This is a genomic window from Rhodococcus sp. KRD197 (assembly GCF_017168235.1).
GTDB lineage: Bacteria > Actinomycetota > Actinomycetes > Mycobacteriales > Mycobacteriaceae > Rhodococcoides.
Genome location: NZ_JABFAO010000004.1, coordinates 655895 through 673675, shown reverse-complemented (window position 1 = coordinate 673675; position 17781 = coordinate 655895). Strand labels below are relative to the sequence as shown.

Here is a 17781-nt window from a genome sequence, read left to right as displayed (position 1 = left end):
ACCCGCGCAGTGTCCCGACCGGGCGGCCGACGACCTGGTCGACCCAGCGGCCACAACGGCGCGATGGCCGCAGCGAGAGCCTCTACCGAGGCTCGTTGCTGCGGCCATCGACACACGATGAGCGTGATCGACCGGAGTCGATCTGGGTTATACCTCGGTTGCGGAACCGCCGGCAGCGGCGATCTTTTCCTTGGCAGAACCGGTGAACTTGTTGACGGAGACATCGACCTTCACGGTCAACTTGCCGTCGCCCAGCACCTTGACGGGCTCGTTCTTGCGCACTGCGCCCTTGGCGATCAGATCGGCGATGCCGACCTGTCCACCCTCGGGGAACAAGCGCTCGATGTCGCGAAGATTCACGACCTGGAACTCGACACGGTTCGGGTTGGTGAAGCCCTTGAGCTTCGGGAGTCGCATCTGGAGGGGCATCTGGCCACCCTCGAAACGCGCCGGCACGTTCTTGCGTGCGCCGGTTCCCTTGGTTCCGCGACCCGCGGTCTTGCCGCGCTTGCCGCCTTCACCGCGGCCGACGCGAATCTTGGTCGACTTGGATCCGGGAGCGGGACGCAGGTGATGCAGTTTGATGGTCATGGTTAGACCTCCTCAACAGTTACGAGGTGGCGCACCACATTGACCAGTCCGCGGGTCTGCGGGGTGTCCTCACGGACGACGGACTTGCGGATCCCCTTGAGGCCGAGAGTCCGCAGGCTGTCCCGCTGGTTCGACTTCTGGCCGATGGTGCTTCTGATCTGGGTGACCTTGAGCTGTGCCATTACTTGGTCGCTCCTGCCTGTGCACGCGCACGGAGCATGCCTGCGGGCGCAACCTCTTCGAGGGTCAGACCGCGACGAGCCGCGACCTCCTCGGGACGCTGCAGTGCCTGCAGGGCAGCCACGGTGGCATGGACGACGTTGATCGCGTTGTCGCTACCGAGCGACTTCGAGAGCACGTCGTGGATGCCTGCGCACTCCAACACGGCGCGGACAGCACCGCCGGCGATGACTCCGGTACCCGGGCTGGCCGGACGGAGCATGACGACGCCTGCTGCTGCTTCACCCTGAACGGGGTGCGTGATGGTGCCCGCGATCATCGGAACGCGGAAGAAGCTCTTGCGAGCCTCCTCGACGCCCTTCTGGATCGCCGCGGGAACTTCCTTGGCCTTGCCGTAGCCGACGCCGACCAAGCCGTTGCCGTCTCCGACGATCACGAGGGCGGTGAAGCTGAAGCGACGACCACCCTTGACGACCTTGGAGACGCGGTTGATCGCGACTACGCGCTCGATGAAGTTCGACTTCTCGGCAGCGTTGCCGCCACGCGAGTTGTCACGACGGTCACGTCCACCACGGTTGTCACCGCGCTGGCTGTTGTCACCGCCGCTGTTCGGTCCACTGTTCTGTCCGGCGGGGCCGCTTCCGCCGTCACGCCGTTGACGTCCCGGCATCAGGCTGTCCTTCCGTTGTCAGTTTCAGTCATCATCAGAATGCCAACCCGCCTTCGCGAGCGGCATCTGCCAGCGCCGCGATGCGGCCGCTGTAGTCGTTGCCGCCACGGTCGAAGACGACCGTTTCGACGCCGGCTGCCTTTGCGCGAGCAGCGATGAGTTCGCCGACCTTTGCGCTCTGGGCCTTCTTGTCTCCGTCGAGGGCACGCACGTCTGCTTCGATCGACGATGCACTGGCCAGCGTGTGGCCGGCGAGGTCGTCTACGAGCTGCACGTGAATGTGCCGCGAGGAGCGGTTGACGACCAAGCGAGGACGCTCGGGCGTGCCGGAGATCTTCTTGCGAAGACGGAAGTGGCGGCGCGCCTTCGACAGGCGACGCTTGGTCGACACGTCCGTGCCGCGCGGAGTGCGCTTCACGACGTTCGCCTTGTCTGCTGTTTGCTGGCTCATATCACTTACCCGTCTTTCCGACCTTGCGGCGGATAACTTCACCCTCGTAGCGGATGCCCTTGCCCTTGTACGGGTCCGGGCGCCGCAAACGACGGATGTTGGCAGCGATCTGACCGACCGCCTGCTTGTCGATGCCGCTGATGGTGAATCGCGTGGGCGACTCGACCGTGAACGTGATGCCGTCCGGTGCTTCGATCAGCACAGGGTGGCTGTACCCGAGCGCGAACTCGAGATCCTTGCCCTTGAGGACAACGCGGTAGCCGACGCCGTGGATCTCCATCTTGGTGGTGTACCCGTTGGTGACACCGGTGATGAGATTCGCGACGAGGGTGCGCGAGAGGCCGTGCAGCGAGCGGCTACGACGCTCGTCGTCCGGGCGGGTGACGGCGATGGTGCCGTCGTCCGAGCGGGCGATCTGGATGGGCTCGGCGATCGTCAGTGCAAGAGACCCCTTGGGACCCTTGACCGCGACATTCTGGCCGTCGATCGTGATGTCGACGCCCGCGGGGACCGTGACCGGCAATTTTCCAATACGTGACATGGTGGTGGCCTCCCCTACCAGACGTAGGCGAGGACTTCTCCGCCCACACCCTGCTTGGCCGCCTGACGCTCTGTGAGCAAACCGGTGGACGTGGAGATGATCGCCACGCCCAGGCCGCCGAGAACCTTGGGCAGATTGGTGGATTTTGCGTACACACGAAGACCTGGCTTCGAGATGCGACGCACGCCTGCGAGGCTGCGCTCACGGCTGGGTCCGTACTTGAGATCGACGATGAGGGTCTTGCCCACCTCGGCGTCCTCGGTACGGAAATCAGCGATGTAGCCCTCACGCTTGAGGATCTCGGCGATGTTCGCCTTCAGCTTCGAATGGGGAAGCTTCACCTCGTCGTGGTACGCCGAATTGGCGTTGCGCAGACGGGTCAAGAAGTCTGCAATTGGATCGGTCATCGTCATGGTGTGACCTGTGCACCTTTCTCGCAGCGGTTCCCATGCAGCACGCGCGAGCTGGTGCCCCTGGGTTGTTCTCGACCCGGGGGGCCTGGCTCGTCACATCGTGGGCCTACAGCGAAGTGAACATGTCCTGACCGACTGTTGACGGTCAGGGGTTGCGCTCCAAGCAATGCATCACTGCACTGCCAGGTGTTTCGAGCTTCCGCGTGTTCTTCTTTCCAAGTGCGGAGAACCCGAGGTTGCGTTGAAACTGCAAGGACTCGCGTGCAGGCACGACGAAGCCCGGGCAACCGCACAAGTGTAGGCAACCAGGCCGAAAACACCAAATCATCCGCTCTGAAGGTTGCCGGCGCGGTGCACTGATCACGGCCCGAAGCGGCTCGCGCTCGTGTCTCACGGCGGGCTCGATGCCTGCAGAGCTGACACCGTTTTTGCCGAGTACGCACAGGCGCTATGACCCGAACCGATGTGCGGGGTCGGCAATATCGGTGCTAGGTCACGGCAGGACATACAACAAAACGGGCGTGGGTTCCGTAAAGGAACCCACGCCCGTCAGCGTGATGCGGTGAGGCCCGAAGGCCTCAGTTCACCAGGAGCTCTTGCGAACGCCGGGCAGCTCGCCGCGGTGTGCCATCTCGCGAACGCAGATACGGCACAGGCCGAACTTGCGGAACACCGAGTGGGGACGGCCGCAGCGGTTGCAGCGTGTGTATCCACGCACTGCAAACTTCGGCTTCTTGTTGGCCTTGTTGACCAGTGCCTTCTTAGCCATGGACTCAGTTCTCCTTGAACGGGAAGCCGAGGTGCTTGAGCAGCGCGCGGCCTTCTTCGTTGTTGGTTGCGGTGGTCACCACAGTGATGTCCATGCCGCGCGGACGATCGATCTTGTCCACGTCGATCTCGTGGAACATCGACTGCTCGTTGAGGCCGAACGTGTAGTTGCCGTTGCCGTCGAACTGCGTGCCGGAGAGGCCGCGGAAGTCCCTGATTCGGGGAAGGGCAATGGAGGTCAGGCGGTCCAGGAACTCCCACATGCGGTCGCCACGGAGCGTGACGCGTGCGCCGATGGGCATTCCCTCACGAAGCTTGAACTGCGCGATGGACTTGCGGGCCTTGCGGATCTCCGGCTTCTGACCGGTGATCGCGGCGAGGTCGGCAACTGCACCGTTGATCAGCTTCGCGTCACGGGCAGCGTCACCGACACCCATGTTGACGACGACCTTGACGACACCCGGGATCTGCATGACGTTGTCGTATGCGAACTCGGTGTTGAGGGCGTCTTTGATCTCGGCGCGGTAGCGCGCCTTGAGGCGAGGCTGCACGCCTGCCTTGTTCTCAGTGGTAGTCATCTCAGATGTCCTTCCCGTTCTTCCGGGAAACACGAACGCGCTTGCCGGACTCTTCGTCGGTGCGGTAGCCCACGCGAGTGGGGTTTCCGTCCGAGTCGATGACTGCGACGTTCGATACGTGGATCGGGGCTTCCTGCGTGACGATTCCGCCCGAGGATGCGCCGCGCTGGTTCGCGGAGATCGCGGTGTGCTTCTTGATGCGGTTCACGCCCTCGACGAGGACCTTGGAGTTTTCGGGGTAGGCCTGGATGACCTTGCCCTTGGCGCCCTTGTCCTTGCCTGCGATCACGAGAACGGTGTCGCCCTTGTGCACCTTCATTTACAGCACCTCCGGGGCGAGCGAGACGATCTTCATGAACTTCTTCTCACGCAGCTCGCGACCCACCGGGCCGAAGATGCGGGTTCCGCGAGGATCGTTGTCCGGCTTGATCAGCACGGCAGCGTTCTCGTCGAAACGGATGTACGAACCGTCCGGGCGGCGACGCTCCTTGACGGTGCGGACGATGACGGCCTTGACGACCTCACCCTTCTTGATATTTCCACCTGGGATGGCGTCTTTCACCGTAGCTACGATGATGTCGCCGATCCCGGCGTAGCGACGTGACGAGCCACCGAGAACGCGGATGCAAAGGATTTCCTTCGCGCCCGTGTTATCAGCAACGCGTACTCGCGACTCCTGCTGAATCACTAACTTCTCCTAGACCTGGATGTACAGACGTGCCGGATTTCCGTCCCGACACGCGCGGTCGGCTGCCTGGCCCACGGGCGCACGAAGGCACACCGCTGCCACAGGCAACTGGTCAAGTGTAGGGAACTACGCCGCCGAATCCAAATCGATGCTGGTCACCACACAAATGCTCGATACTTGACGCCGCCTCGCACCTCTCCGATGTGCGCGGCGACCGCCCGCAGCCACTGCCCCTTGGATATGCCAGTGAGAACGCGCGGTACGAGTGGATTAGCCAACAGCAGCAGGCCCCACCACCGCAGCACACGGCGCACGTGCACCGGCGGACATCCCTGGGCGCGGTAGATCCCCTGCAACTGCGCGAAGCCGTATCCCAATTGGTAGGACTGTTTCATCAAGGGAATCAATTCGGCTCGCAGTCGATATCCCACCAACGGTGTCTGTGCAAATGCAAAACGGTACCCATTCAATTGGGCCCGCCAGCAGAATTCGACATCCTCGCTTGCACGCAACTCGCAGCTCATTCCGCCGAGTTCCCGATATACAGCCGCCCAACAACCGAAACTCGCACCGATAGCGTGCGGTAGAAATGGTGTTTTTCCCTGTTTTTCCGGGGGCGTGGTAGGCGTCCAGTCGAGCGCGCGCGGCGAATTGATGGATTCGGTCTCTATTGCTGTACCGACTACGTCGTTCTTTTCTGCCAGCTCGACGAGTGCGGAAAGCCACTCCGGATGCACTACGTCGTCGGCGTCACAGAACGCGAGGAAATCGCCACGTGCCGCTTCCGCGCCGCGATTGCGGGCGTACGACGCCCCAGCGCGTTCTCCAGCGTCGATGTGCCGCACGGACAGCAGACCTCTCTGCGCATATTCGCGGAGGTGAGCCTGGAGATCGTCCTCGGAACCGTTGTCCGCGACGATTACTTCGATCGGCCCCGTGTACGTCTGTTTGGCAAGCCCGTCCAACTGGTCGTCGAGATCGGGCAGACAATTGCGTGCGGGAATGACGACGGATACGAAAACCACTTCTTTACCATCAGGCGTGGAACCCTTTGCCGGCTGATTGTTGGACGCAGTTCTGCTCGTGTCGGTCATGACTGCTTCACTCTCTCGGGTGGTCGCGCATATCGACGATTTTAGAAAGATGAATTGCAGTCACACTATCGACAATAATGATCGTGCGCAGCGCGAACAATTCCCGGACAACTTTCATCTACCGCAAGCGCCCTGGGTATACCCGGTACGACAGCAGTGAAACAGGGACGGTCGCCGGGCGCGTGTTCGTCTCGGGCACACTGGACCGGGTGAAGCCCCTCGCTCGCGGGGAAAATTGCCCCGCTCCGACTTCGAAGATGACTGCCACGCTCGAGACGTCCACACGCGTGGACGTCTCGGCGCTGTTGCTCGGAACCGATGGCCGAGTTCGCTCGGACGCCGATCTGATCTTCTACAACCAACCCATAGGCCTCGGGGTCGAGTACCAGGCCCACGGCGGCTCTCATCGCATCATCCTCGACTGCGCGGCCATCCCGGCCGAGATCGTCACCGTTGCAATAGCCGCCTCGCTTGACGGAACTGGACCGCCGACGTTCGCAGATGCTGGGCCGGTATCGACGACGATCGCCGATGCCGCCGGCACACCGTTTGCTTCCTACCGCGCCGACGCGCTCGGACAGGAGAACGCCTTGGTCTGCCTCGAGATCTACCGACGCGGTGAGGTTTGGAAGGTACGCGCGATCGGCCAGGGGTTTCTCGACGGCCTAGCCGGGCTGGCGACGGCTTACGGCATCGAGATCGAGAGCGCGGACGAGGACCAGAGCGCACCCTTCGCAACCGCACCTCCGACCGGTGCCGGACAGAGCAGCATCCCGCCACTCCCCTCCGCCACGACAGAAGGGTCCACACCCGTGAGAAGTGAACTGTTCGCGCCCGCACACGCCGAGGTTCCCGGCGCCGGCATCCAGAAGCAGGGCAGCAAGATGTGCCGTGTGGGGATGAACGGCGAGATCATGGCCCGCGCAGGGTCGATGGTCGCGTACCAGGGCGATCTGAAGTTCGAGGCCAAGGGGGCGGGCGGTATCGGACGCGCTTTCAAGCAGGCACTGTCCGGTGAAGGCGTTCCGCTCATGACGGTGTCCGGGCGCGGCGACCTCTTTCTGGCAAACGCCGCTCAGGACGTCCACCTGATCGATCTCGACGGCACCGACGGCCTCACCATCAACGGTGCGAACGTGCTGGCGTTCGATTCGTCCCTGTCCTACGAAGTCAAGCGAGTACAAGGCGCGGCGTCGGGGGGCAATGCGGGCTTCTTCAATTGCGTGTTCACCGGTCGCGGTCGAATCGCCATCACGACCGACGGGGTTCCCGTTGTGCTGCAGGTCGACCAGGCCACGTTCGCCGACCCGCAGGCGGCAGTTGCGTGGTCGTCGAGCTTGTCTACCAGGGTGAAGAAGAATGACTCGTTCGGTCTCGGGACCTTGATCGGACGTTCCACCGGCGAGCGCTTCACGCTCGAGTTCGTCGGCCGAGGCTTCGTCGTGGTGCAACCGTCCGAGCAACCGCCGGGCGGGATTATCGGCGGCTCCGGCAGCGGTGAACAAGCTGGCGTCGGCGGTGCGCTCGGCGGGCTGCTCGGACGCTAGAGCACGAGAAAAGCGCTGGACGAAAACCTGCCTCGAACACGACAATGCCCGCCCCCGGAACGGGAGCGGGCATTGTCGCAGCGAATTGCTTACTTGGCCTTTTCGAGGACCTCGACCAGTCGCCAGTGCTTCGTGGCGGACAGCGGGCGGGTCTCCATGAGCTGAACGCGATCGCCTACTCCGGCGTCGCCCTTCTCGTCATGTGCCTTGACCTTGGTGGTACGACGGATGATCTTGCTGTAGAGGGGGTGCTTGACCCTGTCCTCGAGCTCGACCACGATCGTCTTTTCCATCTTGTCGGATACGACATAGCCGATCCGGATCTTACGGTTGTTGCGCTCTTCTGTCACAGTGTTTTCCTCGCTCATGCCGCGTCACCTGCAGTGTCGTCGGCGGGACCTGTCGCCAGGCCGAGCTCACGTTCACGCAGAACGGTGTAGATGCGCGCGATCTCGTGACGAACGGTGCGCAGTCGACGGTTGTTGTCCAGCTGGCCGGTAGCCATCTGAAAACGAAGGTTGAACAGCTCTTCCTTCGACTCACGCAGCTTGGTGACCAGCTCTTCACCGGTGAGCTCGCGGAGCTCTGCGGCTGGGGTTCCAGTAGCCATCAGAACTGCTCCTCCCTGGTGATAATGCGTGCCTTCATCGGCAGCTTGTGAATTGCGCGGGTGAGCGCCTGACGTGCAGTGGCCTCGTCCGGGAACGAGAGCTCGAACATCACGCGACCCGGCTTGACGTTCGCGACCCACCACTCGGGCGAACCCTTACCGGAACCCATGCGGGTCTCGGCAGGCTTCTTCGTGAGCGGGCGGTCCGGGAAGATGTTGATCCAGACCTTGCCGCCACGCTTGATGTGGCGAGTGATCGCGATACGAGCGGCCTCGATCTGACGGTTGGTGACGTAGGCAGGCTCGAGAGCCTGAATGCCGTACTCACCGAACGTCACAGCGGTTCCGCCCTTGGCAGCGCCCGATCGCTTCGGGTGGTGCTGCTTGCGGTGCTTGACCCGGCGGGGGATCAACATCGTCAGCCCTCCTTGTTCGGCTCGGTCGAGGCCGGAGCCTCTGCGGATGCCGCGCGGCCGGCTTCGGTGCTCGTCGCCGTGGTACCCGAGGCACCGGAGCGACGCGGACGCGAAGGACGCTCGCGGCGCGGGCGGTCGGCGCCTGCAGCGGGTGCTGCAGCGGCGAGCTCGCGCTTGCCTCCGACGATGTCGCCCTTGTAGATCCAGACCTTCACGCCGATACGACCGAAGGTGGTCTTGGCCTCGTACAGTCCGTAGTCGATGTCCGCGCGAAGCGTGTGCAGTGGCACACGGCCTTCACGGTAGAACTCCGACCGAGACATCTCGGCGCCGCCGAGACGACCGGAGCACTGGACACGAATGCCCTTGACGTTCGGCTGACGCATGGCCGACTGAATGGCCTTACGCATCGCGCGACGGAATGCGACGCGGTTGCTGAGCTGCTCTGCAACACCCTGGGCCACGAGCTGAGCCTCGGACTCAGCGTTCTTGACCTCGAGGATGTTGAGCTGAACCTGCTTGCCGGTCAGCTTCTCGAGAGCTCCGCGGATGCGGTCTGCCTCGGCGCCACGACGACCGATGACGATGCCGGGGCGTGCCGTGTGGATGTCCACGCGAACACGGTCACGGGTGCGCTCGATCTCGACCTTGGCGATGCCCGCACGCTCCATGCCGGTGGCCAGGAGCTTGCGGATCGCGACGTCTTCCTTCACATACTCCGCGTACTGCTTGTCTGCGTACCAGCGCGACTTCCAATCGGTGGTGATACCCAAGCGGAAGCCGTGCGGGTTGATTTTCTGACCCACTACTGAGCCCCTTCCTTGGATGCCTGGCCCTTACGGCGGTTACGGCTGGTTCCACCGGTCTTGGGCAGGCTCTCGACGATCACCGTGATGTGGCTCGTGCGCTTGCGGATCCGGAATGCCCGACCCTGAGCGCGCGGCTGGAATCGCTTGAGGGTGGTGCCCTCGTCCACGAATGCCGTCGCCACGATCAGAGTGCTGGGATCGAGATCCAGGTTGTTCTCGGCGTTCGCAGCTGCGGACGCGATCACCTTGGCGACCGGTTCGCTGGCGGCCTGCGGTGCGAACTTCAGGATGTTGAGCGCATCCTCGACGGAACGCCCACGAACCAGGTCCACGACGCGACGTGCCTTCATGGGCGTGACGCGAACGTGCTTAGCGACTGCCCTGGCCGTCGGGTTGGCGGTTTCGGTGTTGCTCATCGCCTCTTCGCCTTCCGGTCGTCCTTGATGTGACCCTTGAACGTGCGGGTCGGTGCGAACTCCCCGAGCTTGTGGCCGACCATCGAGTCGGACACGAAAACCGGCACGTGCTTGCGACCGTCGTGGACGGCGAACGTGTGACCGATGAAATCGGGAAGAATTGTCGAGCGACGGGACCAGGTCTTGATGACCTGCTTGGTCCCCTTATCGTTCTGGACGTCGACCTTCGCGAGGAGGTGATCGTCTACGAACGGGCCTTTCTTCAGGCTGCGTGGCATTCTGAACTCCCTCCTAGCGCTTGTTCTTGCCGGTACGGCGACGACGGACGATGAGCTTGTCGCTCGCCTTCTTCTTACTGCGGGTACGGCCTTCGGCCTGTCCCCACGGGCTGACCGGGTGGCGTCCACCGGAAGTCTTGCCCTCACCACCACCGTGTGGGTGGTCGACCGGGTTCATGACGACACCACGGACGGTTGGGCGCTTGCCCTTCCAGCGCATACGGCCGGCCTTGCCCCAGTTGATGTTCGACTGCTCGGCGTTGCCGACCTCGCCGACGGTTGCGCGGCAGCGCACGTCGACGCGACGGATCTCGCCGGAGGGCATACGCAGGGTGGCGTAGGGGCCTTCCTTGCCGAGGAGCTGGATGCTCGAACCGGCAGAGCGGGCCATCTTCGCGCCGCCGCCCGGACGGAGCTCGACCGCGTGGATGGTCGTACCCGTCGGGATGTTGCGCAGCGGCAGGTTGTTGCCCGGCTTGATGTCGGCGCCGGCACCGGACTCGATGGGCGAGCCCTGAGCGATGCCCTTCGGTGCCACGATGTAGCGCTTCTCGCCATCTGCGAAGTGCAGAAGGGCGATGTTGGCGGTGCGGTTGGGGTCGTACTCGATGTGAGCGACCTTGGCCGGCACGCCGTCCTTGTCGTTGCGACGGAAATCGATCAGACGGTACGCGCGCTTGTGACCGCCACCCTTGTGCCGGGTGGTGATACGACCGTGTGCGTTACGTCCACCGCGACCGTGCAGGGGGCGAATCAGCGACTTCTCGGGCGTGCTGCGAGTGATTTCCGCGAAATCGGAAACACTGGAGCCGCGACGGCCCGGAGTGGTCGGCTTGTACTTACGGATTGCCATGAGTCTTCTCGTCCTCTATATCCGAAGAGTCCCAGCCGCTATGCGACCGGACCTCCGAAGATCTCGATGGGCTTGCTGTCGGCGGAGAGCGTTACGAGCGCGCGCTTGGTGTCCTTGCGCTTGCCGTAACCGAATCGGGTCCGCTTGCGCTTGCCCTGACGGTTCTGCGTATTGACGCTGGTCACAGTGACGTCGAAAATCTTCTCGACGGCGATCTTGATCTGCGTCTTGTTCGAGTCCGGGTGGACCAGGAAGGTGTATGTGCCTTCCTCGATCAGTCCGTAGGACTTCTCCGAAATGACCGGCGCCAGCAAGATGTCGCGGGGATCGGCGATCGTGGTCACTTGCTTCCCTCCTCGTTCTTCGCAGGCCCTGCGATGAACGTGTTCAGCGCTTCCACGCTGAAGATGACGTCATCTGCTTCGAGCACGTCGTACGTGTTGAGCTGGTCGGGTGCGATGGGATGCACGCCTTCCAGGTTCTGGACGCTCTTCCACGCTGCGGTGTCTTCGCGACCGACGACGAGCAAGACCTTCTTACGGTCCGAGATCTCGGCGAGGAACGTCTTGGCACCCTTGGTGGACGGAACCTGTCCGGCAACCAGTTCGGTGATGACGTGAATACGCTCGCTGCGTGCCCGGTCCGAGAGGGCACCGCGCAGAGCGGCTGCCTTCATCTTCTTGGGTGTGCGCTGGCTGTAGTCACGCGGCTGCGGTCCATGGACCGTGCCACCGCCGACGAACTGAGGTGCACGCGTCGAACCCTGACGGGCGCGACCGGTTCCCTTCTGGCGGTACGGCTTCTTGCCGCCACCGCGAACCTCGCCACGAGTCTTCGTGGAGTGGGTTCCCTGACGAGCAGCAGCGAGCTGTGCAACGACGACCTGATGCAGGAGCGCGATGTTGGCAGGAGCGTCGAAGATCGTGGCAGGCAGATCAACGGTTCCGTTGGTCTTGCCGCCGAGCTCCTTGACGTCCAGCGTCAGCTTGGTTTCGGTCTTCTTCTCGAGGCTGGTCATGCCCGTGCACCACCCTTCAATGCAGACTTGACGATCACGACGTTGCCGCGACGGCCCGGGATTGCTCCCTTGATCAGCAGAAGACCGTTCTCGCTGTCCACCTTGTGGACCGAGAGGTTCTGCGTGGTAACGCGGTCGCCACCCATACGTCCGGACATGCGCATTCCCTTGAACACGCGACCCGGTGTGGCGCAGCCACCGATGGATCCCGGACGACGGTGCACGGCCTGAGCGCCGTGGCTCGCGCCCTGGCCCTTGAAGCCGTGACGCTTCATCGTTCCGGCGAAGCCCTTGCCCTTGCTGGTGCCGGTGACGTCGACGAAAGCGCCGTCCTCGAACACAGCTGCGGTGAGCTCCTGGCCGACCTCGAACTGGGAGGCGTCGGCGACGCGGATCTCCACCACATGGCGGCGAGGCGTGACGCCTGCCTTCTCGAACTGGCCGGTGGTCGGCTTGTTCACCTTGCGGGGATCGATCGCGCCGAAGGCGACCTGGACGGCGCTGTAGCCGTCGCGCTCCAGCGTGCGGACCTGGGTGACCACGTTGGGTCCAGCCTTGATCACGGTCACGGGAACGACGCGGTTGTTCTCGTCGAAGACCTGGGTCATTCCGAGCTTGGTGCCCAGAATGCCTGTGGCAGGTCGATTCTTGTTATCAGTCATCGTTGTCTCCGCGCTCACTGGATGTTGACGTCGACACTGGCGGGCAGATCGATGCGCATGAGCGCGTCGACCGTCTTCGGCGTCGGGTCGAGGATGTCAATGAGCCGCTTGTGAGTACGCATCTCGAAGTGTTCGCGCGAATCCTTGTACTTGTGGGGCGAACGGATGACGCAGTACACGTTCTTTTCGGTCGGCAACGGCACCGGTCCGACGACGCGGGCACCCGTACGGGTGACCGTCTCGACGATCTTGCGCGCTGACGCGTCGATCGCCTCATGGTCGTAGGCCTTGAGCCTGATGCGGATCTTTTGTCCCGCCACGCTTAGTGTCCTTTTCTTGCCGCTTGTCGTGAGGCCTGCCGTTCGGCCTGCCCCACCTCGTCTGCACAGTCCCCGAGTCGCTCGACCGAAGCCGAAAGGACTCGAACTGCCCTCGTGCTCACACGACGAACCGAACGTTGGCGATCAGGAAAGACCCGATCCGTTGCCGCTGTTCATCTGTCATGGTTCTCCGGTCCACGCGGTCGGGCGTGTCGGATTTCTACTGACACTTCTTTCCGCTTGCTCTTCTTCGATGACCGTGAGCGCGAGGCTTCCGATGCATCTCCGAGCTGGTGAACCGGACGCACTCACGTGGAGTGCTGGTTCCGTTCTGCTTCAACCTGGTCGTGGCCGCACGAAGGCGCGTCCCGTGTCCAGGCAACCCGACCAGTATGCCGTACGCGGCCGTCGAGTTCAAATCCGGGGCGCACGGGCTGCGCACAGGACTCATGCCGGATATTACCGAGCGGTAAGATCGACCGATGAACTCCACCTCACCCACCTACGGACCGACCTTCGGCCTCTGGCGTCGACTGCCCGACAACCTGCTGGGATCCGCAGTCTTCTCCGTCGGAATGTGTCTGCGAGTGCCCTACTTCGGTTCGGTACTCCCCCGAGTCCGCACATTGGAACCGGGCCGATGCACGGTGAGCGCGCCGAAATGGTGGGGCATTCGAAACCACCTCGGCACCTTCCACGCCATCGCCGCCTGCAATCTCGCCGAGGTCGCGATGGGGATGCTCGCCGAGACCACAGTGCCCACCTCGCATCGCTGGATCCCCAAGGGTATGCAGGTCCAATACTTGCGCCCCGCAACGACCTCGCTGACAGCAACAGCCGAGTTGCCGCAGCTCCCGGATTTCGCCGCGATCACCGAGGGCGCCGATGTCGTCATTCCCGTCTACATCCGAGATCGCACAGGCGCAGAGGTAGTGCACGCCGATATCACCGTCTGGGTCTCCGCGACACGGAAGCCGGTGACCGACTCGTCGTAAGGATCAGCCCGCACACGCATACTCGAACGATGAGAAAGCACGACGCTGTTGTGGTGGGCGGCAATGGTGCGGTCGGTTCATTGCTGTGCCAGGCTCTCGCGCGCGACGGGTACTCCGTCCTGGCGACAGACGTATCCGAGCGCACCTCGCCGTCCTCGCCGGAGGGGGTCGAGCACGAGGTCGCCGACATTCTGAATCCGTCGGCTCGATTGATCCAAGCAGTGGCCGATGCCCGTCTCGTGGTCTTGGCGGTCCCCGAGCACATTGCGCTCGGTACGGATCTGTCTCTGTTCGACAGGGTTGCGCTGGTGGTCGAAACACTGTCCGTCAAATCCGCGTTCGCGGCTGCCGTCGAGGCGTCCGGCCGAGCGCACGCCGTCCTGGGCATCAACCCGATGTTCGCTCCTGCACTCGGATTCGACGGGCGTCCAGTGGCGTGCGTGAGACACCGCCCCGGTGTGGCCGCCGAGGACTTCGTCGCTCGCATCACGGCCTGGGGCGGACGAGTCGTCGACGTCGATTCCGACATGCACGATCGAGCGGCGGCCGCGACCCAGGCCTTGACCCATGCAAGCGTGCTCGCGTTCGGGTCCGCCCTGGGCTCGCTCGGCCTCGACCCGTCACTGGTCGACGCAATCGCGCCGCCACCGGCACGCACCTCGCTGGCATTGCTCGCACGGATCGCCGGCGGCGAACCCGAAGTGTATTGGGACGTGCAGGCCGGCAACCCGTACGCCCACCAGGCCAGAATGGCGCTCGTCGAAGCTGCGTCGCGGCTCGATGCAGCCGTCGGCAGCGGCACCGGCGAAGAGTTCGGCGCTCTGGTCGAACGGGCTGGTGCTGCCGTACCCGACGGCGAGTCGTATCGCAGACTGTGCGCCGATCTTTTCGGTATCGTTCGAGACCAAGGACCCGAGGGGAACCGATGACGATCCAGATGCCACAGCTACCCGAGCACGACCCGAACGACGCCGTGGAGAGTGCCGTTGTGTCGCGGTTGGCCGGTAACTGGGGCAAACGCGCCACCGTCAAGAAGCCGGAGCCCGACCTCGACGATCTGTTCGACCTCGCCAAGCACGACTACCCCGAGGCGTTGATTCCGTTCGCGGACCACGACGTCTACCGGGCCCTGCCGGAGACCACGCAGGAACGGATCCGCGCCTGGGGATGGATCGCGTTCAACAAGAACGTCATGGACGTGGAGCAGCACGTCGTCAACCCCGGATTCGCGCTTCTCGCTGCCGACGCCTTCGACACCGGAATGGGCGACGTTCTCGCCGTTGCGGTGACTCAGGCGATGGTCGACGAGCAGTACCACACGCTGATGCACCTCAATGCCTCCGCGCTCACCCGGCGACAGCGCGGATGGGCGATGCCCGATCGAACCCTCCCCGTCAGCGCCACAGTTCGTCGCCAACGTGCCGCTCAGCTCGGTGCCGTCGACGAGTCTGCGGCCGCGCTCAGCACGCTCGCATACACCACGGTCGCGGAGATCTCGATCACGTCCTACCTGGACCTGATCGAGGACGACGAGGCGATTCAACCCGTCAATCGCGCCACCGTGAAGTTGCACAACCGTGACGAGCACTGCCACGCCTCGATCGCCGACGAGATGGCTGCGATCGTGTTCGAGACGTTGAGCGCAGGCGATAGGCGTCATTTTCTGGAAGGGCTCGCCGCGGGCATGGACGCGTTCTCCAGCAACGACTTCGGTACATGGGCGGCCATCCTGCGCGCCGAGGGCGTCGTCGACGCCGACCGGATGCTCGCCGACACCGCCGCCGACGACACCCGCCGCCAGCTGGTACAGGACTACAGCGGGATCCGGTCGCTGTGCCGCCGACTCGACGTCGAGGACGAAATCGGGATCGCCTGGACGTAAGCGGGCGGCGGGCCACGCCTTTGCGGCGGGTAACGTTTTCGGCGGATGCCTGGATTGACTACGGGTAGGACAAAGTCCCACGATCGTCCGCACACTCTTCTCGACACCGACCGCACGGAGAATCGATGCCCTTACCCGAGGACGTAGCTGTACTGGTGGAGGACGTCCACAAGTCCTTCGACGACGTCCACGCGCTACGTGGGATCAGCTTCTCTGCGCCGCGTGGCAGCGTCCTGGGAATTCTCGGCCCGAACGGCGCGGGCAAGACCACCATGGTCAAGGTGCTCTCGACTTTGATCCGTCCGGATTCCGGTCGCGCCGTCGTAGCGGGACACGACGTTGCCGAAAGCGCTGCCGAGGTTCGCCGCTCGATCATGATGACCGGGCAGTACGCCGCTCTGGACGACACGCTCTCCGGGCGGGAGAACATCGAACTGTTCGGCCGCCTGATGGGCCTGGACAAGAAGGCCGCCCGCACCCGCGCACACGCCCTGCTCGAGGAATTCGACCTGGTCGACACCGGCAAGCGGCCGGTTCGCGGATACTCGGGCGGGATGCGCCGACGCATCGACATCGCGTGTGGGCTGGTCGTTCGACCCAAAGTGGTCTTCCTCGACGAGCCGACGACAGGTCTGGACCCGAGGTCCAGGCAGGGCGTCTGGTCACTCGTCGAGGCCTTGAAGGCTCAGGGAATCACAGTGCTGCTCACCACGCAGTATCTCGAGGAAGCCGACGTACTCAGCGACAACATCATCGTGATCGACAAGGGCACCGTCATTGCCGAGGGCACCTCGGACCATCTCAAGGCGATGACTGGCGGAAACTTCTGCGAGGTGGTCCCGGTCGATCCAGACGAGCTCCCCGCCGTGGTCCGCGTGCTGGGCGAGCTCGTTCCGGCTGCGGTGGCCACCGATCTTGCGCCGGGTGCTGATCGACTATCGATTCCGGCTCCGGACGGCGCGGCCACCTTGTCCGAGGTCCTGCGTCGCATCGACCAAGCCGGCATCGCGCTGGCCGATATCGCGTTGCGGCGACCCTCGCTCGATGACGTGTTCTTGTCACTCACCGGTCACACCAACACGGTTTCGACGCAGTGACGACGACAGCCCAAGATACGACGGTCGGTTCCGCTTCCACCCCCACGGTCGGACGTGCGAGTGCGTCCAAGAAGCGGCGCTTCGAGCCCTCCGGCTTCGTTCAGTGGCGGGTGTTGACGGCCCGGACCGTTCGAACGATGGTGCGCAAGGGCGAACTGCTGGTCGCTGTCATCGCGCCGCTCATCTTCACCATCGGGTTCTACCTACCGCTGAAGTTCGTCATGCAGTTTCAGGGCATCGACTACGCACAGTTCCTCATGCCGATCATCGTCCTACAGGCGATGGCATTCACGGCCATTTCGTCCGCGCAGCGCGCGTCGACCGAGGCAGCGACAGGTCTGTCCACACGGCTCAAGACCATGCCCGTGGTCATCGGTGCTCCGCTGATGGCTCGGATGTCGAGTGCGTTCATCCGATCGACGGTGACACTGACCGCGGCACTGCTCTTCGGCCACGTCATCGGCTTTCGCTTCAGTGCAGGCGTCGGGCAAGCACTCATGTTCGGCGCAATGGCATTGGCGATCAGTACTGTCCTGTCGTTCGGCGCCGACGCGATCGGCACCTTGTCTAAAAGCCCCGAGGCCACGAGCCAGGCACTGACGCTGCCGCAGTTGATCCTGGGCATGGCATCGACCGGATTCGTACCCGAAAGCGGCTTTCCCGAGTGGATTCGGCCGTTCGTGCGCAATCAACCGATCTCGCAGTTCTCCTCGGCCATGCGCGATATGGCAGAGGGGACCGTCACGTTCGCGGGCGTGTTCCCAGCCATCGCGTGGATCGTCGGTCTGACGGTCGTCCTCATTCCGCTGGCACTGTGGGCCAGCCTTCGACGGAGGGACTGACCATGACCGACATTCAGCAGCGCCGAACCACGCAGAGCACGCTCGATTTCCCGGAACCCACC

The 17781-nt window shown here is 63.6% G+C and carries 28 protein-coding genes; 6 read left to right on the top strand and 22 right to left on the bottom strand.

The genetic code is table 11. The features are described from left to right. Positions 1-147: 147 nt before the first annotated feature. The 11 genes from rplO to J1M86_RS09415 form a co-directional block, all read right to left on the bottom strand. Positions 148-591 (bottom strand): 50S ribosomal protein L15, encoded by a 444-nt coding sequence (gene rplO / locus J1M86_RS09465; protein ID WP_075838835.1) that lies wholly within the window; start codon positions 589-591, stop codon positions 148-150. Between the two features lie 2 nt (positions 592-593). Beyond that, entirely contained in the window at positions 594-773 is a 180-nt protein-coding gene (gene rpmD, locus J1M86_RS09460; protein ID WP_075838834.1) for a 50S ribosomal protein L30, read from the bottom strand. After that, positions 773-1441: a 30S ribosomal protein S5 gene (gene rpsE, locus J1M86_RS09455; RefSeq protein ID WP_075838833.1), complete on the bottom strand. Its 669-nt coding sequence runs from the start codon at positions 1439-1441 to the stop codon at positions 773-775. Before rpsE ends, rpmD begins: the two co-directional genes overlap by 1 nt. 34 nt (positions 1442-1475) lie before the next feature. Beyond that, on the bottom strand, positions 1476-1892 hold the full coding sequence (gene rplR, locus J1M86_RS09450; RefSeq protein ID WP_075838832.1) for a 50S ribosomal protein L18: 417 nt from the start codon (positions 1890-1892) through the stop codon (positions 1476-1478). A gap of 1 nt (position 1893) precedes the next feature. Beyond that, a complete protein-coding gene (gene rplF / locus J1M86_RS09445) occupies positions 1894-2433 on the bottom strand; it encodes a 50S ribosomal protein L6 (protein ID WP_075838831.1) in 540 nt (179 codons plus the stop codon). A gap of 14 nt (positions 2434-2447) precedes the next feature. Then, on the bottom strand, positions 2448-2846 hold the full coding sequence (gene rpsH / locus J1M86_RS09440; protein WP_072806577.1) for a 30S ribosomal protein S8: 399 nt from the start codon (positions 2844-2846) through the stop codon (positions 2448-2450). A gap of 583 nt (positions 2847-3429) precedes the next feature. Then, entirely contained in the window at positions 3430-3615 is a 186-nt protein-coding gene (locus tag J1M86_RS09435; RefSeq protein ID WP_072806574.1) for a type Z 30S ribosomal protein S14, read from the bottom strand. A 4-nt stretch (positions 3616-3619) separates the two neighbouring features. Beyond that, positions 3620-4192 (bottom strand): 50S ribosomal protein L5, encoded by a 573-nt coding sequence (rplE, locus tag J1M86_RS09430; protein ID WP_075838830.1) that lies wholly within the window; start codon positions 4190-4192, stop codon positions 3620-3622. A gap of 1 nt (position 4193) precedes the next feature. Further along, entirely contained in the window at positions 4194-4511 is a 318-nt protein-coding gene (gene rplX, locus J1M86_RS09425) for a 50S ribosomal protein L24 (protein ID WP_206509629.1), read from the bottom strand. Further along, the gene (gene rplN / locus J1M86_RS09420) at positions 4512-4880 is read right to left on the bottom strand and encodes a 50S ribosomal protein L14 (protein ID WP_008718280.1); all 369 of its coding nucleotides are present in this window, start codon (positions 4878-4880) and stop codon (positions 4512-4514) included. A 155-nt stretch (positions 4881-5035) separates the two neighbouring features. Continuing rightward, positions 5036-5974, bottom strand: coding sequence for a glycosyltransferase family 2 protein (locus J1M86_RS09415; protein ID WP_206509628.1), 939 nt, complete (start codon positions 5972-5974; stop codon positions 5036-5038). Positions 5975-6231: 257 nt separating this feature from the next. On the opposite strand from J1M86_RS09415, the gene J1M86_RS09410 reads away from it, so the two are divergent. Beyond that, complete coding sequence (locus tag J1M86_RS09410) at positions 6232-7521, top strand: AIM24 family protein (RefSeq protein ID WP_206509627.1); 1290 nt, start codon at positions 6232-6234, stop codon at positions 7519-7521. 89 nt (positions 7522-7610) lie between these two features. On the opposite strand, the gene rpsQ is transcribed toward J1M86_RS09410, so the two are convergent. From rpsQ to rpsJ, 11 genes are read right to left on the bottom strand one after another with little or no spacing between them, the layout of a single operon-like run. After that, complete coding sequence (rpsQ, locus tag J1M86_RS09405; RefSeq protein ID WP_075838828.1) at positions 7611-7889, bottom strand: 30S ribosomal protein S17; 279 nt, start codon at positions 7887-7889, stop codon at positions 7611-7613. Beyond that, positions 7886-8131: a 50S ribosomal protein L29 gene (gene rpmC / locus J1M86_RS09400; RefSeq protein ID WP_019663551.1), complete on the bottom strand. Its 246-nt coding sequence runs from the start codon at positions 8129-8131 to the stop codon at positions 7886-7888. Before rpmC ends, rpsQ begins: the two co-directional genes overlap by 4 nt. After that, positions 8131-8547, bottom strand: coding sequence for a 50S ribosomal protein L16 (rplP, locus tag J1M86_RS09395; protein ID WP_075838827.1), 417 nt, complete (start codon positions 8545-8547; stop codon positions 8131-8133). Before rplP ends, rpmC begins: the two co-directional genes overlap by 1 nt. Before the next feature lie 2 nt (positions 8548-8549). Next, positions 8550-9353 (bottom strand): 30S ribosomal protein S3, encoded by an 804-nt coding sequence (gene rpsC / locus J1M86_RS09390; RefSeq protein WP_206509626.1) that lies wholly within the window; start codon positions 9351-9353, stop codon positions 8550-8552. Then, positions 9353-9772 (bottom strand): 50S ribosomal protein L22, encoded by a 420-nt coding sequence (rplV, locus tag J1M86_RS09385; RefSeq protein WP_075838825.1) that lies wholly within the window; start codon positions 9770-9772, stop codon positions 9353-9355. Before rplV ends, rpsC begins: the two co-directional genes overlap by 1 nt. Next, positions 9769-10050, bottom strand: a complete 282-nt coding sequence (rpsS, locus tag J1M86_RS09380; protein WP_008718309.1) for a 30S ribosomal protein S19 — start codon at positions 10048-10050, stop codon at positions 9769-9771. The genes rplV and rpsS overlap by 4 nt, the downstream gene beginning before the upstream one ends. Positions 10051-10063: 13 nt before the next feature. Next, the gene (gene rplB / locus J1M86_RS09375) at positions 10064-10903 is read right to left on the bottom strand and encodes a 50S ribosomal protein L2 (protein WP_075838824.1); all 840 of its coding nucleotides are present in this window, start codon (positions 10901-10903) and stop codon (positions 10064-10066) included. A 38-nt stretch (positions 10904-10941) separates the two neighbouring features. After that, on the bottom strand, positions 10942-11247 hold the full coding sequence (gene rplW, locus J1M86_RS09370; protein WP_068432316.1) for a 50S ribosomal protein L23: 306 nt from the start codon (positions 11245-11247) through the stop codon (positions 10942-10944). Then, positions 11244-11921 (bottom strand): 50S ribosomal protein L4, encoded by a 678-nt coding sequence (gene rplD, locus J1M86_RS09365; protein ID WP_075838823.1) that lies wholly within the window; start codon positions 11919-11921, stop codon positions 11244-11246. The genes rplW and rplD overlap by 4 nt, the downstream gene beginning before the upstream one ends. Next, positions 11918-12583: a 50S ribosomal protein L3 gene (gene rplC, locus J1M86_RS09360; RefSeq protein WP_206509625.1), complete on the bottom strand. Its 666-nt coding sequence runs from the start codon at positions 12581-12583 to the stop codon at positions 11918-11920. The genes rplD and rplC overlap by 4 nt, the downstream gene beginning before the upstream one ends. 14 nt (positions 12584-12597) lie before the next feature. Beyond that, positions 12598-12903, bottom strand: a complete 306-nt coding sequence (rpsJ, locus tag J1M86_RS09355) for a 30S ribosomal protein S10 (RefSeq protein ID WP_003938093.1) — start codon at positions 12901-12903, stop codon at positions 12598-12600. A gap of 482 nt (positions 12904-13385) precedes the next feature. Here rpsJ and J1M86_RS09350 point away from each other — a divergent pair, with 482 nt between their 5' ends. The 5 genes from J1M86_RS09350 (at position 13386) to J1M86_RS09330 (ending at position 17719) form a co-directional block, all read left to right on the top strand. Beyond that, a complete protein-coding gene (locus J1M86_RS09350) occupies positions 13386-13898 on the top strand; it encodes a hotdog fold domain-containing protein (RefSeq protein ID WP_206509624.1) in 513 nt (170 codons plus the stop codon). A gap of 29 nt (positions 13899-13927) precedes the next feature. After that, a complete protein-coding gene (locus J1M86_RS09345) occupies positions 13928-14827 on the top strand; it encodes an NAD-dependent epimerase/dehydratase family protein (RefSeq protein WP_206509623.1) in 900 nt (299 codons plus the stop codon). Further along, positions 14824-15780 (top strand): diiron oxygenase, encoded by a 957-nt coding sequence (locus tag J1M86_RS09340; protein WP_206509622.1) that lies wholly within the window; start codon positions 14824-14826, stop codon positions 15778-15780. Before J1M86_RS09345 ends, J1M86_RS09340 begins: the two co-directional genes overlap by 4 nt. Before the next feature lie 125 nt (positions 15781-15905). Next, the gene (locus J1M86_RS09335; protein WP_206509621.1) at positions 15906-16877 is read left to right on the top strand and encodes an ATP-binding cassette domain-containing protein; all 972 of its coding nucleotides are present in this window, start codon (positions 15906-15908) and stop codon (positions 16875-16877) included. After that, entirely contained in the window at positions 16874-17719 is an 846-nt protein-coding gene (locus J1M86_RS09330; RefSeq protein ID WP_206509620.1) for an ABC transporter permease, read from the top strand. Before J1M86_RS09335 ends, J1M86_RS09330 begins: the two co-directional genes overlap by 4 nt. Positions 17720-17781 lie beyond the last annotated feature (62 nt).

Bases quoted from the DNA above. Each gene is read 5' to 3' on its own strand.
- rplO (WP_075838835.1), bottom strand. From the start codon at position 591: ATGACCATCAAACTGCATCACCTGCGTCCCGCTCCCGGATCCAAGTCG.
- rpmD (WP_075838834.1), bottom strand. From the start codon at position 773: ATGGCACAGCTCAAGGTCACCCAGATCAGAAGCACCATCGGCCAGAAG.
- rpsE (WP_075838833.1), bottom strand. From the start codon at position 1,441: ATGCCGGGACGTCAACGGCGTGACGGCGGAAGCGGCCCCGCCGGACAG.
- rplR (WP_075838832.1), bottom strand. From the start codon at position 1,892: ATGAGCCAGCAAACAGCAGACAAGGCGAACGTCGTGAAGCGCACTCCG.
- rplF (WP_075838831.1), bottom strand. From the start codon at position 2,433: ATGTCACGTATTGGAAAATTGCCGGTCACGGTCCCCGCGGGCGTCGAC.
- rpsH (WP_072806577.1), bottom strand. From the start codon at position 2,846: ATGACGATGACCGATCCAATTGCAGACTTCTTGACCCGTCTGCGCAAC.
- J1M86_RS09435 (WP_072806574.1), bottom strand. From the start codon at position 3,615: ATGGCTAAGAAGGCACTGGTCAACAAGGCCAACAAGAAGCCGAAGTTT.
- rplE (WP_075838830.1), bottom strand. From the start codon at position 4,192: ATGACTACCACTGAGAACAAGGCAGGCGTGCAGCCTCGCCTCAAGGCG.
- rplX (WP_206509629.1), bottom strand. From the start codon at position 4,511: ATGAAGGTGCACAAGGGCGACACCGTTCTCGTGATCGCAGGCAAGGAC.
- J1M86_RS09415 (WP_206509628.1), bottom strand. From the start codon at position 5,974: ATGACCGACACGAGCAGAACTGCGTCCAACAATCAGCCGGCAAAGGGT.
- J1M86_RS09410 (WP_206509627.1), top strand. From the start codon at position 6,232: ATGACTGCCACGCTCGAGACGTCCACACGCGTGGACGTCTCGGCGCTG.
- rpsQ (WP_075838828.1), bottom strand. From the start codon at position 7,889: ATGAGCGAGGAAAACACTGTGACAGAAGAGCGCAACAACCGTAAGATC.
- rpmC (WP_019663551.1), bottom strand. From the start codon at position 8,131: ATGGCTACTGGAACCCCAGCCGCAGAGCTCCGCGAGCTCACCGGTGAA.
- rplP (WP_075838827.1), bottom strand. From the start codon at position 8,547: ATGTTGATCCCCCGCCGGGTCAAGCACCGCAAGCAGCACCACCCGAAG.
- rplV (WP_075838825.1), bottom strand. From the start codon at position 9,772: ATGAGCAACACCGAAACCGCCAACCCGACGGCCAGGGCAGTCGCTAAG.
- rpsS (WP_008718309.1), bottom strand. From the start codon at position 10,050: ATGCCACGCAGCCTGAAGAAAGGCCCGTTCGTAGACGATCACCTCCTC.
- rplB (WP_075838824.1), bottom strand. From the start codon at position 10,903: ATGGCAATCCGTAAGTACAAGCCGACCACTCCGGGCCGTCGCGGCTCC.
- rplD (WP_075838823.1), bottom strand. From the start codon at position 11,921: ATGACCAGCCTCGAGAAGAAGACCGAAACCAAGCTGACGCTGGACGTC.
- rplC (WP_206509625.1), bottom strand. From the start codon at position 12,583: ATGACTGATAACAAGAATCGACCTGCCACAGGCATTCTGGGCACCAAG.
- J1M86_RS09350 (WP_206509624.1), top strand. From the start codon at position 13,386: ATGAACTCCACCTCACCCACCTACGGACCGACCTTCGGCCTCTGGCGT.
- J1M86_RS09345 (WP_206509623.1), top strand. From the start codon at position 13,928: ATGAGAAAGCACGACGCTGTTGTGGTGGGCGGCAATGGTGCGGTCGGT.
- J1M86_RS09340 (WP_206509622.1), top strand. From the start codon at position 14,824: ATGACGATCCAGATGCCACAGCTACCCGAGCACGACCCGAACGACGCC.
- J1M86_RS09335 (WP_206509621.1), top strand. From the start codon at position 15,906: ATGCCCTTACCCGAGGACGTAGCTGTACTGGTGGAGGACGTCCACAAG.